This is a genomic window from Kribbella sp. NPDC051770 (genome assembly GCF_040681455.1).
Lineage (GTDB): Bacteria > Actinomycetota > Actinomycetes > Propionibacteriales > Kribbellaceae > Kribbella.
The window spans coordinates 99,319-115,080 of record NZ_JBFAYT010000010.1; the positions used below are offsets into that span (position 1 = coordinate 99,319).

The window sequence follows — 15,762 nt, forward strand, 5'->3', positions numbered from 1 at the left end:
CAGGCTGCGGCAATTGAGAGGCACGCTGAGGCTCGCGAGGGTTAAGGTCGGCGCCATGCCCGGTCCCCCCGCCGTCGACTACCGCGCCACGTCCGCCCGCCCAGGCTGGGACGCGCTGCCGAGTAGTCTCCAGCAGTCCCTGGCCGTTGCCCTAGGCACCGAGATCGCCCACGTCGGGCCTTCGGTCACCTCAGGCTTCACGGGCGGCTTCGCAGCGCCGGTGGACCTGGCCGACGGCCGGCAGGTCTTCGTCAAGGCAGCACCGGACACGCTGCACGCGTACCGCGCCTACCAACGCGAGGCAGAAGTAGTCCCTCAACTACCCGAAGCGCTGCGAGTCCCCCGCATCATCACCACTGCGTTGACTGACTCTTGGTTTGCAGTTGTCTCCGAGCGGGTCTCCGGACGCATGCCAGGCAGCCCCTGGAGCGCCGCTGACTTCTCCGCGGTCACCAGCGCCTGCGAGACCATGGCCGACGCCCTCACCCCCACTCCCCTCCCCGGGCTCGACGTACTCGTCGACGACATCGCCTCCGGCGGCTGGCCGATCGACCTGCCCGCGCAGATCCTCTCCGGCAACCGCCCGCTCCCCACCGGCTTCCAACCGTGGCTACCCGCCGTACTCCGCGAGCTCGGCGACCTCATCGCGCTCTACCCCGAGGCCCTCGCCGGCGACACCGCCATGCACAGCGACCTCCGCCCCGACAACCTCCTCATCGACCAGTACGGCGCCTGCTGGACCGTCGACTGGAACTGGCTCTCCCTCGGCCCCAACTGGTTCGACTGGTCCTGCCTGCTCCCGATCGCGCAGTACGAAGGCATCGACACCCAAGCAGCGATCAGCAAGTCCCCGCTGACCGCCGACGTCCCGCCCGACCACCTCGACTGCGGCGCGGCGCTCGTCGCGGCGTACATGCTCGACGACCTGGACACGACTCCCCCGCTCGGCTGCACCCCGGAGCTGCGCAGGCACCAGCGCCTGTACGCCTGGACCTTCCTCGACTGGCTGGCGCTCAGAAGAGGCTGGTCCGCCTAGTCCAGGTGGAAGCCCAGCTCCCGCGCCGCCTTCGTCGGCACCGGGTCGGCCCACCTGTTCGCGTAGTTCGCCGCGGTCGCCAGCGAGCGCGGCTCCAGCTTGTCGACGTACACGACCCCGCTCAGGTGATCCGTCTCGTGCTGGAAGATCCGCGCCTGCCAGCCGGACAACTCCCGCTTCACCCGCTCACCGGCGACGTCCGTGTAGACCGCGTCGACCTTCAGCGGCCGGTTCACCACCGCGGTGTACCCCGGCATGCTCAAGCAGCCCTCGTAGAAGCCGCGCAGAGTCCGCCCGACCGCCTCGTACGACGGGTTGATCGCGGTGAAGAACTCCAGCGGGTACCGCTCGCGCGCCTCCGCGACCTCGTCCGGCACTGGCGCCGGGTCCTCCATCACGGCCATCCGCAACGAGATCCCGACCTGCGGCGCGGCCACGCCGACACCCGGCGCGGCCCGCATCGTCCGCTGCAGCAGCTCGACGAACTCACCGAGCAGCTCGTCGCCGAGCTGCCCGTCGTACGGCTCGGCCTGCTGCCGCAGTACCGGGTCACCCAGGGCGACGATCGGCGCGACGTCGTCGCGGTACAGCTCGACCAGCGCCTCGACGCGGTTTTTCAGAGTGCTCACCGAAGACACACTAAGATCGTATACATGACCAAGGGTCCGGTGACGCGCTACAAAGTCGAGGTTCAGGACGGCGAGAAGACGTCGCGGCGCGAGGACGTGGTGGTGACCGAGGAACCGCTCGAGCTCCGCCTGGAGTGGCCGGGCCGGCCGCCCGAAGCGCTGGTCGTCACGATGCGCACGCCGGGCTCCGACTTCGAGCTCGCCGCCGGGTTCTGCCTGGCGGAGGGGTTCGCCGTCCGCCAGGACGCGATCCGTACGGTCGCCTACTGCACCGACGTCGTGCTGACCCGCGAGCAGCAGTTCAACACCGTCACGGTCACCTTCGACGGCCCGCCCGACCGCGAGCCCCCGCAGCGGTACGGCGTGACCTCCGCCGCGTGCGGTGTCTGCGGTCAGCAGAGCCTCGACGAGCTGGCCGAGCGCGAGTACGAGCCGGTCGACCCGGTCGAAGCGCCGCTCGACCTGGTGCTGCGGCTGCCCGACCTGCTCCGCGACGCGCAGCCGACGTTCGGCCGGACCGGTGGCCTGCACGCCGCCGGCCTGTTCACCAACGACGGCCGCAAGGTGATCGTCAAGGAGGACGTCGGCCGCCACAACGCGGTCGACAAGGTGGTCGGCTGGACCGTGCTCAACCAGCGCAGCCGCAAGGGCCTGATCCTGACGCTGAGCGGCCGCGCGGGCTACGAGCTGGTCCAGAAGTCGGTGGCGGCCGGGATCGGCATGATCGTCGCGGTCGGCGCGCCGTCGAGCCTGGCCGTCGACCTGGCCCGTAAGTTCGGCATCACGCTCGTCGGCTTCACCCGCGGCGAGCGCTGTGTGATCTACAGCGCACCCGAGCGCGTCCTGCGCTGACCTGCGTCGGGAGACTCAGGCCACTCACCCATCCGCCCCGGACGCGGCTCCGAAGCTCTTCCGACCAGTTGTGACGAGCGAAGAGGATGCCCGTGAGCGGAGAGTCGACAGCCCTCCCGTGGCCGGTGGTCACCGGCACCGGAGGTACGACGCCGGCCGAGCTGATGGCCCGGGTGGCCCGCGGTGACGCCGACGCGTTCGCGCTCCTGTACGACCAGATGGCGCCGCGGGTGTTCGGCCTGATCCGCCGGGTGCTGCGCAACCCGGCCCAGTCCGAGGAGGTCACCCAGGAGGTGATGGTCGAGGTCTGGCGGACCGCCACCCGGTACGACGCCGACCGCGGCTCCCCGACGTCCTGGATCCTGACGATGGCGCACCGGCGCGCGATCGACCGGGTCCGCTCGGAGCAGTCGGCCACCGACCGGGAGCAGGCCGTCGCGGCGGCCAGCAGCAGCACGGCGTACGACGAGGTCTCGGAAGCGGTCACCACGAACCTGGAGGTCGAGCAGGTCAGGCACTGCCTGTCCGCGCTGACCGAGCTGCAGCGGGAGTCGGTGACGCTGGCCTACTACGGCGGCTACTCCTACCGTGAGGTGGCCGAACTGCTGGACGCCAAGCTGGCGACGATCAAAGCACGCATGCGCGACGGCCTGATCCGGCTGCGCGACTGCCTGGGTGTGACGGGGAGGTGAGGGCCATGACGACACCGGACGTGCACATGCTGACCGGTCCCTACGTACTGAACGCACTGCCCGAGGACGAGCGGATCGGGTTCGAGGCGCACCTCGCCGACTGCCCGTCGTGCAGCTCCGAGGTGGCAGAGCTGCGGGAGGCGGCGAACAAGCTCGGTACGGCGGTTGCCACGCCGCCACCGGCCGCGCTGAAGTCCCGGGTGCTGTCGGAGATCGCGGTGACCCGGCAGCTGCCGCCCATCGTGCGGCAGACCGACGACGACCCGCAGCCCGCGCGCCAGGCCCCGGTCACCGCCGACGCGCTGCACCGCGCACCCGCTCAGCGCCGCTCCCGCCGCTCGATGCTCGCGCTGGCCGCTGCCTTCCTGGCGATCGCCGGTGTCGGCGGCGTTGCCATCGACCAGTACCGCGACAGCCAGCGTGTGGAGCAGCAGAACCAGGACCTGGCCGGCCTGCTCGCCCAGCCGGACGCCCGCACCGCTCGCGCAGCCGTCACCGGCGGTGGCAGCGCGGCAGTGGTGATGTCAGCCAACCAGGACCGAGCCATCGTCCTCCTGCGCGGCCTCCCGAAGCTCCCGGACGGCAAGACCTACCAGCTGTGGCTGATGGACAAGTCCCTCACCCCGCACTCGGCCGGCCTCGCCACGCCCGAGGCGACGCGACTGATCACCGGCGGCGTCAAGGACAAGACCGCCCTCGGCATCACCGTCGAGAACTCCCCCGGCGCGATCACCCCGACCGAGCCGATCATCGCCATGGTGCAAATGGCCTAGGGCTCCCCAGGGCAACCTTCGCCGAGCTACTGCAGCTTGATGAACGTTGCCCTGGGCACGTACTCGTAGCGGTCCGGCATGCAGGTCAGGATGATCACCTGGCCGTGGTCGCCGGCCCGGCCGAGCAGGGTGCCCATGTCGCGCAGGCGGGCCTTGTCGGACCAGCCGAGGGCGTCGTCGAAGATCACCGGGACGCTGTTCTCGGTGGTGCTGACCAGGTGGCTGATCGCCAGCCGGGTGATGATCGCCAACTGCTCCTGCGCACCGGTGGACAGCGACTCGACCCGCAGCCGGTTGCCCTCCAGCTCGCGCTCGGCGACGGCCAGGTCGTCGTCCAGCCAGACCCGGAACGTCGGGCCGTACACACTGCGCCCGAGCGCCTCGATCCTGGTCTGCAACGGCTCCGAGTACTTCGTCTGCGCCGCGGCCCGGTGCCGGCCCAGCGTCTCGTGCACCCGCCGCGCGGCCTCGGCCCGGCGCTGCAAGTTCTCGTGCTCAGCCCGTACGCCGGCCAGCTCGAGCTCGGCGGTGTCCTGCCGGGTCGCCAGCCCGTCGCGACCCGACTGCTCCAGCCGGCCCTCCGTCGTACGCAGGGAGTCGCGCAGCGTGTCCCGCTCGCCCTGCAGCCGCGCAGCGACCGCCAACGCGTCAGCAAGCTCGCCCTCGACGTGGTCCGCACCAGCGGCGTCCACCTGCTCCTGTACGGCGGTCAGCTCCTCCATCACCGCCTCCACCTCACCGGTGGCCTGCTCCTCGGCCGCATCGACGTCCTCGTCAGCCAGCACCGCCCGGGCCGCCTCCAGCGAGGCAGTCGCCGCAGCAACCCGCTCAGCAGCCAGCTCCGCCCGGGCCCGCGCCTGCTGCGCCTCGGACCGGTCCTCGTCCGCAGCCTTCCGCGCCTGCGCCGCAGCGAACTCCGCGTCGGTCAGCAACCGCTCCGCCGTCGCCAGCTCGGCCCGCGCCTCTTCCAGCGCCCGCTGCGCACCGGACAGGTCATCAGGCGCCAGCGGCTCGGGCATCACCAGGTCCTCGAAGTCGAAGGTTTCCTCGGCGAACTCCTCGAACAGCGACATCTGCCCCGGCACGTTCTCCACCGCGGGCTGCTGCTTGCCCTTCGGCGCCTCTTCCTCTTCCTCGGCCGGCTCCTCGCCGACGCCCAACCGCGCGCACAGCAAGGCGATCCGCTCCCCCGGGTCCCCACCGGCGGTCAGCGACTTCTCCGTACGCCGGGCCTCCTGCAGCTCCGCCGACGCCGTGTCACTCTTCCGCAGCGACTCCCGCGCAGCAGGCAGGTCCCGGACCTTGGCCCGCTTCAGCAGGTCCGCCTCACGCCGTACGGCCTCGTCGACCAGCGACCGCAGCGACGCCGCGTCACCACCGGCCCGGACCGTCACCTCCACCTGTCCCGGCACACCCACGTGCAGCGCACCAGAGACCAGCAGAGACACCTCAGCGCCCTCAGCCAGCTCCGCCGGCACCTCGGCGCCACCAGCGTCCAGCCCGGTCCCCTCCAGCGAGACCTGCTCCGCACCAACCCGTCGTACCGACACCTCCGGTACGCCGGCCGCCAGCGCCGCACGCGCCTCGACGACCCGGGCGCGCGCGTCCTCCAGCTCAGCGACCAGCGCGTCGGTCACCTTGATCCCGTCGAGCACCCGCGAAGCGGCCGCGATCCTGGTCCGTACATCGGCCAGCTCGGCCTGCTGGCCGGTCAGCCGGTCCAGCTCGGCGCGGTCCATCAGCTCCGACACCCGCTGCTCGGCGTGCTGCACATCGCCGCGCCGGTCGTCCTTCAGCTCGACCACCTCGGCCAGCGCGGCCTCGGCGGCGTGCAGCGTGTCGGTGGAGGCCTTGGCGACCTTCTCCGCCTCGGCCCGCAGCTCGGTGAGCTCACCGGCCGCGGCGGTGAACCGCTCGACCTCCGCCAGCAGCCGCTCGCGCTCCAGCCGCGTGCGGGTGTGGTTCTCCAGCCGGGCCCGCGCCGTCTCGGCCCTGGCGCGCACCGAGTCCCGCCGGAGGAGGATCTCGTCGGTCTCCTTCTTGCGGACCCGCAGCGCCTCGACGGACTTCAGGTGCTCGGCAAGGCGGCTGCTGAGGTCCTCCAGATCGAGCGCGAGCCGCTCGGCCCGGCGGATGTCGGCGACGACCTCCTCCATCGCCTTGGCCGCCTGGGCGGATCGCAGCTCGGCGGCTGTCACCGCCTGGGCCGACTTGGCGAAGTCGCCGGTCGGGCGGCCGCGCGGCGTCCAGTAGCGCAGGAACTCGTGCTCGACGGCCGAGACCAACGGCATCGACGCGCCGTCGACCGGCGTACCGGACTCGGCGGTGACGGCGGTGATCAGCGGCTCGGCGTCCGCCGGGGTCGGCAGGACCAGCGACTGACCCTGGCTGACCATCAGCGTCTGCCAGAGCACCGGGTCGACGTTCTCGGTGAAGAGCCGGTCGGCCTCGTTGTGGGCCTCGCGGCCGGTGAACGACTCGCGGCTGCCGTCCGGCGCGACGACCGACAGCTCGGTGGACCGGTTCTTCAGCCAGCGCTTGGTGTAGGTCAGCTCGCGGCCGCCCAGCGTCAGCTCGACGGTCACCTCCGGGGCGACGTCGTGGCCGACCGGCTGCACGTCGGTGATCCGCTTGGACTTGGAGTCGTCGGGCAGCTGGAAGACCAGCGCGAACGCCTCGACCAGGCTGGACTTGCCGACCTCGTTGTCGCCGACGACGACCGTCGTACCGATCGCGGGCAGCTGGACGGTCCGGTCCGCGACGCCGCGGAAGTTCCGCAGCGTCAGGCTGTGCAGTCTCATCCGGCGTCCCTGGCCAAGCGGTGCATCAGGGTCAGCGCGGCACCGGCCGACTCGTCGCCACCGGCAAGCGCCTGGCGCAGCTCCTCCATCGCCGCCCGGGCCGGCCCGCTCAGCTGCAGCGCGTCCAGGTCGGCGGCCTCCGGCGCGGGCCGGACGGTCCAGAACTTCGGCCACTTCTCCACGCTGGCGAACACCTCGCCGAGCGCGTCGATCGTCGCGTCCAGCCGGCTCATCAGCGGCAGCGGCAACGACCCGTCAGCGGCCAGCCGCACGTACGTCCGCTCCTTGTCCGGCAGCTCGGCGAACCAGTCCTCGAGGGCCTTCAGCGACTCCTCGCCGTCCAGCTCGACATGGTGCTCGACCATGTGCCATGCACCGACCCGCTGCGGCTCGACGGTGATCGAGTCACCGGCCAGCGTCACGGCCAGCACGTTGCCCGGGTGGGTCTCCTCCGGCGCGGTGACCTCCTGCGTCCCGGAGAACCAGATCCGCTCGGTCACCTCGGTCGTCGAGTGCCGGTCGCCGAGCCCGACGTACTGCAGCCGCCCGTCCGCGACCGCGGCCTCGAGCGCCGCCTGGTCGATGGTCGGTACGTCGGACATGCCGCCACTGAGGCTGGTGAGCTGCCCGTGCGCGAGCAGGATCCGTCGTACGCCGGACTGCGCGAGCCCGGCGTAGCCCGGCGCCGCCGGATCCGACACCGGCCGCCGCGACCGCCACGGCGCCCCGACGATCTCCACCCCCGGCACGATCTCCAGCGGCGTCTCGTCGGTGATCACCGTGACGTGCTCCGGCTTGTGCGCCGCCCACTGCGCCGACGTCCACAACGACCCCGGCTCCAGCGCGTCGTGGTTCCCCGGCAGCAGCACCACCGGCACCGGAATCCGCTTCAGCGCCTCGCAGGCCCGCAGGATCGTCTGCCGCTCGACCTGGTTGTGCTCGAACACGTCCCCGGTGACCACCAGGAACCGCGCCCCGACCCGCTCCGCGACCTCACCGATCCGCGCGACAGCATCCAGCCGCGCCTGACCCCACCGGGCCTGACCGTCCGGCCCCAGGAACCGGCGCATCATCCCCAGCTGCCAGTCCGAACTGTGCAGAAACGTGATCGATTCGTCCATCGCGCGAGAACGCTAACCCGACCCGGCGACTACCGCCCAACCCAACACACCCACAACCCGTGACCGCCCGGCATCCGAACACCCATTCGGACTTTTCCGGTCTAGTCTTCTACCATGACGCGCCCTTGGTCGATCACCGCCGGCACCGGTCTGCTGGCCGCTCTCACCGTCGGGTACGGCGTGAAGTCGGCCCTCACCTTCACCCGTGGCGGCACCCTCGGCTTCGTCTTCCTGGTCGCGGCGCTCGGTGCGGCGTACAGCGCAGTCACCCTCCCCCGAGGCCACACCGTCGGCCACAAGTGCGCCCTGCTCGTCGGCGGACTCACCTTCCCGTACGGTCTGATCTCGCTCCCCGTCGGCCTCGCCTTCGCCGCAGCCGGCATCGCCGTCGTCTACCTGCTCTCCTTCCCCCAGGGCTCCCGCCGCTGGTACACCACCCACCGCTCCCAGTCCCAGGCCGACTCCGACCGCCTGCACGTGGACTTCTGATATCCGGTTGCCGGGCCACCCCGCGGCCCGGAAGGATTCGGCGCATGGAGACGGTGCTCGAGACCGAGCGGCTGGTGCTGCGGCGGTTCACGACCGGGGACGTGGAGCTGCTGGTCGAGCTGGACTCCGATCTCGAGGTGATGCGGTTCCTGACCGGACAGGCGACGCCGCGGGACGAGATCGAGCAGAAGGTGCTGCCGGGGATGCTCGACGTGTACGCGCGGCACCCGGGGCTCGGGACGTTCGCGGCGCACGAGAAGGCGAGCGGGGAGTTCGTGGGCTGGTTCGGGCTGCAGCCGACCGCGGCCGTGGGGACGGTCGACGTCGGGTACCGGCTGCGGCGCGAGGTCTGGGGGCGCGGGTACGCGACCGAGGGGACGCGGGCGCTGATCGCGAAGGCGTTCGCGGACGGGGCCGAGCGGGTGGTGGCGGACACGATGGCCGTGAACACCAAGTCCCGCCGGGTGATGGTGAAGTCCGGGCTGCGGTTCGTCCGGGTCTTCCACGTGGTCTTCGAGGACCCGCTGCCGGGGACCGAGCACGGCGAGGTCGAGTACGCCGTCGACCGGGCGACCTGGTTAGCTGGAGTCCGTGCCTGACGACAAACCGCCGTACGCCGTACTGGACATCGACGCGACGCTGTCCGACACCAGCCAGCGGGTGCACTTCCTGGAGCGCAGGCCGAAGGACTGGGACTCGTTCTTCGCCGGCGCCAAGGACGACGCGGTGCTCGACGAGGGGCTCGCGGTCGCGACGCAGCTCGCCGAGGGGCACGAGATCGTCTACCTGACCGGGCGGCCGGAGCGGCTGCGGCGGTCGACGGTGAAATGGCTGAAGGACAACGGCTTCCCCGACGGGCAGCTGTTCATGCGGCGCAACAACGACCGGCGGCCGTCGGCCACGATTAAGCTCTACCGGCTCGACCAGCTCAAGGCCGACCGCCCGGTCGCGATCCTCGTCGACGACGACGTGAAGGTGTGCGCGGCCGCCGAGAAGGCAGGGTACGCCGTCCTGCGGGCCGACTGGGGACTCGATGCCGAGACCCAGCCGACCCTCTTCGACGCGCAGGAGAAGGAGGGCCGGACCTAGGTCCGGACCCGGATCACCGCGACCCGCCCGGCGCCGGTGATCCGCGCGGAACCGTCGAGCTCCATCACGTCACCGGCCGCCAGAGTCTCGGCCAGAGCCTCGACCTCGACGCCGACCGATCCCTCGAGGCAGACGACCACCAGGTGATCCCCCGCCTCGACCGTCAACGGCGCCGACTCGACCGCCACGGTGCCACTCGCTCGGCCTCGCCGCGTCATCAGGTTGAGGTCCCGCGTCGGACCGGCCACCCGGCACCGCACCGCGGCTCCGCCGTCGAAGCCGAACGGCACGAAGCGAGTCAGCTCGTGCTCGACCCCGTCCAGCTCCAGAACCATTCCGTCGCCCTCGACCAGCACGATCGTCCGGTCGACGTCCGGAAACACGGAGAACTCGCAGTCCTCCACGACGTCGGCCAGGCTGACCCGCCAGGCGAAGTCGCTCGCCGCACCGCCGCCGGCCAGCTCGGTGGTCAACCCGGCGCCGTTGCGCCAGGCCACCCGTTGCTGGTCGGCGGCTCGCAGGATCCTCATCGCTACTTGCTCAGCCCGACGATCAGCGTGTTCGCGTACGGCGGGTAGGCGCTCAGGTAGAAGTTCTGCACCTTCGACCCGTGCAGGAACGCGTTGCGGGCGTAGAGCAGCGGAACCATCGGCGAGTCACCGAGGATCTGCTTGTCCAGCGCCGCCCACTGGGTCGCGGCCTTGGCCCGGTCCGGCTCACCGGTCGCGGCGGCGATCGCCGTGTCCACGGCCGGGTTGGAGTACCGGGACAGGTTGTACCCGCCGTTGCCGATCTCCGACGAGGCGAACAGCGGCTGGATGTTGCCGATCGCGCTCGGGAAGTCCGGCAGCCAGCTGCCGACGGTCAGGTCGTAGTCGCCCTTGGCGTTGGTCTGCACCTCTTCCAGCGCCTCGGCCTCGTACGGCTTGATGGTGACCGTGATCCCGGCCCGCTTCAGGCCCTGCTGGATCGCCTGCGCGACGCCGAGCTTCAGGTTGTCGGCGGCCAGCACCAGGTTGAGGTTCGTGGCGCCGGCCGCGGCCAGCATCGTCTTGGCCTTCTCCGGGTCGCCCTGCGGCGGTGCCGGGTACAGGTCGAACTTGCTGTAGCCCTCGATGCCCGGCGTGATCAGCGTCGTCGCGAGCTCGCCACCGAACTCCGGACCGCCGACGGCGACCTGGACGGCCTGCTTGTCGACGGCGTACTGGATCGCCTTGCGGACCTCGGGGTTGGCCAGCGCCGGGCGCTTGTTGTTCATCGCCAGGTACTGCAGCGCCCCCGACGGCGAGGTCGCGACGCGGGCCTTCACCGCCGGGTTGCCGGTCACGGTCGGGATCAGCGCGGCCGGCACCGAGACACCGGTCGCGGCGGAGAACTTGTCGTCACCGGCGTCGGCGATCAGCCGCTGGTTCACCACGTCCGGCTGCAGACCCATGTCGGTGACGATCGAGTCCGGCAGCGCGGTCCGCGCCGGGTCGGTCGCCTGGTCCCAGTTCGGGTTGCGCTCCAGCTCGAGCTTCGAGCCGGGCACGTACTGCTTGACCTGGTAGGGGCCGCTGGCCACCGGGTCCTCGCCGTAGTGCGCGGGGTCGGTGTCGGCCTTCTTCGGCACCGGCGAGAAGGCCGGCATGCTGACGATCCACGGCCAGTCGCCGTACGGCTTGTTCAGCTTGAACACGATCGTGGTCTCGTCCGGCGCCTCGACCGACGCCAGCTCCTGGCCCTTGTACGGGCCGGTGTACTTCTCGGCTCCGGCCAGCAGCGCCTTGTGGTAGCCCAGACCACCGGACAGCTCCGGCGCGAACGACCGCTCGACGCCGTACTTGATGTCGGCGGCAACGATCGGCGACCCGTCGGCGTACTTGAGGCCCGGCTTGAGCTTGTACGTCCAGGTCTTGCCGCCGTCGGAGCCCTGCCCGGTGTCGGTGGCCAGGTCCGGCACCAGCTCGGCGCCCTTGCCCTCGGTGGTCTTCCACGAGGTCAGGCCGCGCAGCACCAGGTGGATGCCGCTGATCCCGAGGTTCTGGCTCTTGGCCGGGTCGTAGCTGATCTCCTTGCTGGTGCTCAGGTAGTGCAGCGTGCCGCCCTTCTCCGCGGTGGCGTCGCCACCCGCGCCGGGCGTGGACTTGTCGTTGGCGTTGCAGGCGGCCAGCGCGAGGGCCAGCGCCCCTGCGACAGCGACCGCCCGGGTGATGCTCTTCATGAGGTCCTCTCAGACAGTGGGGGTTCGGAAGTTTCGGGGAAGTAGCAGGCGACCCGGTGCTCGCCGCTGACTTCTTCGAGGGCCGGCCGGACCGTCGCGCAGACGTCCTGGGCCTTGTAGCACCGGGTCCGGAACGGACAGCCGGACGGCGGGTCGATCGGCGTCGGCACGTCACCGGTCAGCACGATCCGCTCCCGCACGGCGCCTGGTTCAGGAACCGGTACGGCGGACAGCAGCGCCCGCGTGTACGGGTGCGCCGGGTTGGCGTACACGTCGGCGGCCGGGCCCTCCTCGACGATCGTGCCGAGGTACATGACGGCCAGCCGATCAGCCACCTGCCGTACGACGGCCAGGTCGTGCGCGACCAGCACGTACGACAGGCCGAGCTCGTCGCGCAGATCGGCGAGCAGGTTGAGCACCTGGGCCTGGACCGACACGTCGAGCGCGGAGACCGGTTCGTCGCAGACCAGCAGCTCGGGCTTCACCGCGAGCGCCCGGGCGATGCCGATCCGCTGGCGCTGCCCGCCGGAGAACTCGTGCGGGTACCGCTCGAGGTGCTCCTCGGACAGCCCGACCTGCTGCAGCAGCTCGATCAGCTGGGCGCGGCTCGGCTTGATCCCCTGCGCCCGGAACGGCGTCGACAGGATCGTGCCGACCGACTGCCGCGGGTTGAGCGAGGCCTGCGGGTCCTGGAAGACCATCTGGATCTTGCGGCGAACCGGCCGGAGCCGACGGCCGCGCAGTTTGGTGACGTCCTGGCCGGCGATGCTGACCGTCCCGGCGGTCGGGTCGAGCAGCCGCATGGCGAGGCGCGCGAGCGTCGACTTCCCGGAGCCGGACTCGCCGACCAGACCGACGGTCTCGCCTTTCCGGACGACGAAGTCGATCCCGTCGACGGCCCGGACAGCGCCCGCCTTGCGGAACGGCACACCGCGGACACCGAAGTACTTCTTCACGCCGTCCAGCCGCAACAGTTCCTCGGTCATGCCTTCACCTCCGGCCGGCGCCCGAGGTGACAAGCAGCCTCGTGGTCGCCCTCACCCGGCCGCGGCGTCAGCTCGGGCCGTTCGGTCACGCACCGCTCCCCCACCTGTACGGCGTACGCGCACCGCGGCTGGAACGGGCACCCGGTCTTCACCGACCCCGGCGACGGCGGGCTCCCGGGAATCGTTGCCAACCGGTGCCGCGGCGGGACGTCCACCCGCGGCATCGCGCCGAGCAGCCCGAGGCTGTACGGGTGCGCCGCCCGGAAGAACAGGTCGCGAACCGTGCCGCGCTCGGCCGCGCGCCCGGCGTACATCACCAGGATGTCGTCGGCGACCTCGGCGACCACCCCGAGGTCGTGCGAGATCAGCACCAGCGCGGTGTCGAACTCGCGCTGGACGTCCTCGAGCAGCCGCAGGATCTGCGCCTGGACCGTCACGTCGAGCGCGGTCGTCGGCTCGTCCGCGATCAGCACCTTGGGGTCGTTCACCAAAGCCATAGCGATCACGACCCGCTGCCGCATTCCCCCGGAGAACTCGTGCGGGTACGACCGGGCCCGCTGCTCGGCCGCCGGGATACCGACCAGGTCGAGCATCCGGACCGCCCGCTTCCAGGCTTCCTTCTTCGACGCGTCGTGGTGCAGCCGGTACGCCTCGGCGATCTGCCAGCCGACCGAGTAGTACGGGTTGAGCGCGGACAGCGCGTCCTGGAAGACCAAGGCGATGTCGTTGCCGCGGATCTTGCGCAGCTCCTCGTTCGACAGCCCGACCAGCTCGCGGCCGCCGAGCAGCACCTCGCCCTCGACCGCGGCGTTCGACGGCAGCAGGCCCATCACCGCGGCCGAGCTGACGCTCTTGCCGGAGCCGGACTCGCCGACGATGGCCAGCGTCTGGCCGGGCGCGACCGCGAAGTCGATCCCGGCCACGGCCGGCACCGGCCCGCCCTCGGTCGTGAAGGTGACGTGCAGGTCGTGCACTTCGAGTACGGGCTTGAGATCAGGCGTGAGATCAGGCATGGCCAACCCTCGGGTCGAGAACTCCGTGCAGCACGTCCACCACCAGGTTGGCGACGATCACCAGGAACGCCGCGAACAGCGTCACCCCGACCACGACCGCGACGTCGAGCTGCCCGACGCCGCTGATCAGCAGCTCGCCGAGCCCCTGCATGCTGAACACCTTCTCGGTCAGGATCGCGCCGCCGAGCAGACCACCGAGGTCGAGCCCGAAGATCGTCACGATCGGGACCAGCACACCGCGCAGGCCGTGCACCACGACGACCCGGCCCTCGCCCGCGCCCTTGGCCCGGGCGGTGGTGATGTGGTCGAGGTTGAGCTCCTCGAGCATCTGCGCCCTGGTCAATCTGATGTACGACGCGGCGTTCAGCGCCGCCAGCACCAGCCACGGCGTGATCAGGTGCCAGGCCCAGTCGACCGGGCTCTCGGTCAGCGGCACGTAGCCGTTGACCGGGACCATGTTCAGCCAGAAACCGAAGATCAGGATCGCCAGCAGCCCGACCAGGAACGACGGCGACGCCACCCCGACCAGCGCGAACCCGACGGCCGCGCGGTCGAGCAGCTTGCCGCGCTTGAGCGCCGCACCGACGCCGAGCGAGACGCCGACGATCAGCCACAGCACGGCTGCGCCGAGCGCGATCGACAAGGTGACGGGCAGCCGGCTGATGATCAGCGTGGTGACCGGGCGAGCCAGCGGGAACGAGTACCCGAAGCAGGGTGCGTTGCACTGCACCGTCGCCGCGCCCTCGCCGAAGCTGCGACCCGCGACGATGCCCTTGAGGAAGTTCAGGTACTGCTGGACGACGCTCTGGTCGAGCTGCATGAAGTGCCGCGCCTGCTCCAGGCGGTCCGGCGTACAGGGTTTGCCGCAGCCGAGCCGCGCCGGGTCGGCGGGCAGCGCGTAGAAGATCAGGTAGACGGCCAGGCTCAGTGCGAGCATCACCAGGACGGTCGCCAGCAGCCGGCGGATCACGAACCACACCAGGTCGGGCATCAGTTCGCCCTCCGCAGCCGCACGTCGAACGCGTCCCGGACGCCATCCCCGAGCAGCGTGAACCCCAGTACGGCGAGGAACAGCATCGCGCCGGGGAAGACCAGGAACCACGGGTCGGAGCCGGTGTAGACCCAGGCGATCGAGTCGGAGATCGACCGGCCCAGGCTCGGGGTCGGCGGCGTCACGCCGACGCCGAGGAACGACAGCGCGGCCTCGGTCCCGATCACGCCCGGCACGGCCATCGTCGCGATCACGAGCACCGGGCCGAGCAGGTTCGGCAGCAGCTCGCGGGTGACCACGTGCCAGCCGCCGGAACCGGCCGAGCGGGCCGCCTCGACGAACTCGCGGGTGACCAGCGAGCGCGCCTGGTTGCGGATCAGCCGGGCCAGACCGGCCCAGCCGAACACGCTGAGCACCAGGATCAGCAGCAGCCAGCGCGGGAAGCCGGACGGGACAATGATGCCCAGGGCAATCATGAAGACGAGCTGCGGGAAGCCGAACAGGAAGTCGAGCAGCCGCGACACGACCGCGTCGTACCAGCCGCCGAAGTACGCCGCGCTGATGCCGACCAGCGTGCCGAGCACGGTGGTGATCGCGGTCGCGACGACGGCGATGAACAGCGACGTACGCAGGCCGAGCACGGTGATCGCGAACAGGTCGCGGCCGGTCAGCGGCTCGACGCCGAACCAGTGGTCGCCGCTCAGCCCACCGACCGCGCCGCGCGGGGCGTTGCCGCGCAGGGGGTCGAGCAGACCGATGTTGTACGTGTAGGCGTCCTGCCCCTCGAGCTTGACCAGCAGCGGCGCGGCCGCCGCGATGATGATCAGTACGACGACCAGGACGGCGCCGAGCCGGGCACTGCGGTCCCGGCGGACACGGCGCAGGGCCTGCCGGGTCGGTGAGACGGCCGTGGCGACCGAGGTACTCACGAGCACTCCTGACAACGATGGACTGGAAACCCAGCCGGATGACGGTAGGCCAGAGTCTTCCACCATCCTGCTCCTGTCTTGAATAGTGAGAATGTCTATCCATCTAGTGGATTTTTGCGTCGCCGGGAAGATCGGCGCCGGTGGCGGGGTTGTGGTTG

16 protein-coding genes are annotated in these 15,762 nt (G+C 70.9%); 7 read left to right on the forward strand and 9 right to left on the reverse strand.

Annotated elements, in window-relative coordinates; genetic code table 11:
* The first annotated feature begins 55 nt into the window (after nucleotides 1-55).
* A complete protein-coding gene (locus AB0M01_RS29430; RefSeq protein WP_363675171.1) occupies nucleotides 56-1,036 on the forward strand; it encodes a phosphotransferase in 981 nt (326 codons plus the stop codon).
* Here AB0M01_RS29430 and AB0M01_RS29435 read toward each other — a convergent pair.
* Entirely contained in the window at nucleotides 1,033-1,665 is a 633-nt protein-coding gene (locus tag AB0M01_RS29435; protein ID WP_363675174.1) for a peptide deformylase, read from the reverse strand. The genes AB0M01_RS29430 and AB0M01_RS29435 overlap by 4 nt on opposite strands.
* Nucleotides 1,666-1,689: 24 nt before the next feature.
* Here AB0M01_RS29435 and fdhD point away from each other — a divergent pair, with 24 nt between their 5' ends.
* The 3 genes from fdhD (at nucleotide 1,690) to AB0M01_RS29450 (ending at nucleotide 3,982) form a co-directional block, all read left to right on the forward strand.
* Nucleotides 1,690-2,517 carry a formate dehydrogenase accessory sulfurtransferase FdhD gene (fdhD, locus tag AB0M01_RS29440; RefSeq protein ID WP_363675176.1) on the forward strand — a complete coding sequence of 276 codons (828 nt, stop codon included), beginning with the start codon at nucleotides 1,690-1,692 and terminating at the stop codon, nucleotides 2,515-2,517.
* An 86-nt stretch (nucleotides 2,518-2,603) separates the two neighbouring features.
* A complete protein-coding gene (locus AB0M01_RS29445) occupies nucleotides 2,604-3,209 on the forward strand; it encodes a sigma-70 family RNA polymerase sigma factor (RefSeq protein ID WP_363675178.1) in 606 nt (201 codons plus the stop codon).
* A gap of 5 nt (nucleotides 3,210-3,214) precedes the next feature.
* Complete coding sequence (locus tag AB0M01_RS29450; RefSeq protein ID WP_363675180.1) at nucleotides 3,215-3,982, forward strand: anti-sigma factor; 768 nt, start codon at nucleotides 3,215-3,217, stop codon at nucleotides 3,980-3,982.
* Nucleotides 3,983-4,008: 26 nt separating this feature from the next.
* On the opposite strand, the gene AB0M01_RS29455 is transcribed toward AB0M01_RS29450, so the two are convergent.
* Together AB0M01_RS29455 and AB0M01_RS29460 are read right to left on the reverse strand one after the other, a co-directional pair.
* Nucleotides 4,009-6,783 (reverse strand): AAA family ATPase, encoded by a 2,775-nt coding sequence (locus AB0M01_RS29455; RefSeq protein ID WP_363675181.1) that lies wholly within the window; start codon nucleotides 6,781-6,783, stop codon nucleotides 4,009-4,011.
* Complete coding sequence (locus AB0M01_RS29460) at nucleotides 6,780-7,904, reverse strand: metallophosphoesterase (protein ID WP_363675184.1); 1,125 nt, start codon at nucleotides 7,902-7,904, stop codon at nucleotides 6,780-6,782. Before AB0M01_RS29460 ends, AB0M01_RS29455 begins: the two co-directional genes overlap by 4 nt.
* A gap of 114 nt (nucleotides 7,905-8,018) precedes the next feature.
* Between AB0M01_RS29460 and AB0M01_RS29465 the strand changes: the two genes are divergently transcribed.
* The 3 genes from AB0M01_RS29465 to AB0M01_RS29475 are packed head-to-tail and all read left to right on the forward strand — an operon-like array spanning nucleotide 8,019 to nucleotide 9,482.
* A complete protein-coding gene (locus AB0M01_RS29465; RefSeq protein WP_363675186.1) occupies nucleotides 8,019-8,393 on the forward strand; it encodes a hypothetical protein in 375 nt (124 codons plus the stop codon).
* Between the two features lie 44 nt (nucleotides 8,394-8,437).
* Nucleotides 8,438-8,992 carry a GNAT family N-acetyltransferase gene (locus AB0M01_RS29470; RefSeq protein ID WP_363675188.1) on the forward strand — a complete coding sequence of 185 codons (555 nt, stop codon included), beginning with the start codon at nucleotides 8,438-8,440 and terminating at the stop codon, nucleotides 8,990-8,992.
* Nucleotides 8,985-9,482 (forward strand): HAD family acid phosphatase, encoded by a 498-nt coding sequence (locus AB0M01_RS29475; protein ID WP_363675190.1) that lies wholly within the window; start codon nucleotides 8,985-8,987, stop codon nucleotides 9,480-9,482. Before AB0M01_RS29470 ends, AB0M01_RS29475 begins: the two co-directional genes overlap by 8 nt.
* Here AB0M01_RS29475 and AB0M01_RS29480 read toward each other — a convergent pair.
* Genes AB0M01_RS29480 through AB0M01_RS29505 form a run of 6 tightly spaced genes read right to left on the reverse strand, consistent with a single transcriptional unit; the run spans nucleotide 9,479 to nucleotide 15,604 of the window.
* A complete protein-coding gene (locus AB0M01_RS29480) occupies nucleotides 9,479-10,012 on the reverse strand; it encodes a HutD family protein (protein WP_363675192.1) in 534 nt (177 codons plus the stop codon). The two genes, AB0M01_RS29475 and AB0M01_RS29480, sit on opposite strands and share 4 nt — an antisense overlap.
* A gap of 2 nt (nucleotides 10,013-10,014) precedes the next feature.
* Complete coding sequence (locus tag AB0M01_RS29485) at nucleotides 10,015-11,685, reverse strand: ABC transporter substrate-binding protein (RefSeq protein WP_363675194.1); 1,671 nt, start codon at nucleotides 11,683-11,685, stop codon at nucleotides 10,015-10,017.
* Entirely contained in the window at nucleotides 11,682-12,671 is a 990-nt protein-coding gene (locus AB0M01_RS29490) for an ABC transporter ATP-binding protein (protein WP_363675196.1), read from the reverse strand. The genes AB0M01_RS29485 and AB0M01_RS29490 overlap by 4 nt, the downstream gene beginning before the upstream one ends.
* Entirely contained in the window at nucleotides 12,668-13,684 is a 1,017-nt protein-coding gene (locus tag AB0M01_RS29495) for an ABC transporter ATP-binding protein (protein WP_363675198.1), read from the reverse strand. Before AB0M01_RS29495 ends, AB0M01_RS29490 begins: the two co-directional genes overlap by 4 nt.
* The gene (locus tag AB0M01_RS29500; protein ID WP_363675200.1) at nucleotides 13,677-14,675 is read right to left on the reverse strand and encodes an ABC transporter permease; all 999 of its coding nucleotides are present in this window, start codon (nucleotides 14,673-14,675) and stop codon (nucleotides 13,677-13,679) included. Before AB0M01_RS29500 ends, AB0M01_RS29495 begins: the two co-directional genes overlap by 8 nt.
* Nucleotides 14,675-15,604, reverse strand: a complete 930-nt coding sequence (locus AB0M01_RS29505) for an ABC transporter permease (protein ID WP_363675202.1) — start codon at nucleotides 15,602-15,604, stop codon at nucleotides 14,675-14,677. The genes AB0M01_RS29500 and AB0M01_RS29505 overlap by 1 nt, the downstream gene beginning before the upstream one ends.
* Nucleotides 15,605-15,762 lie beyond the last annotated feature (158 nt).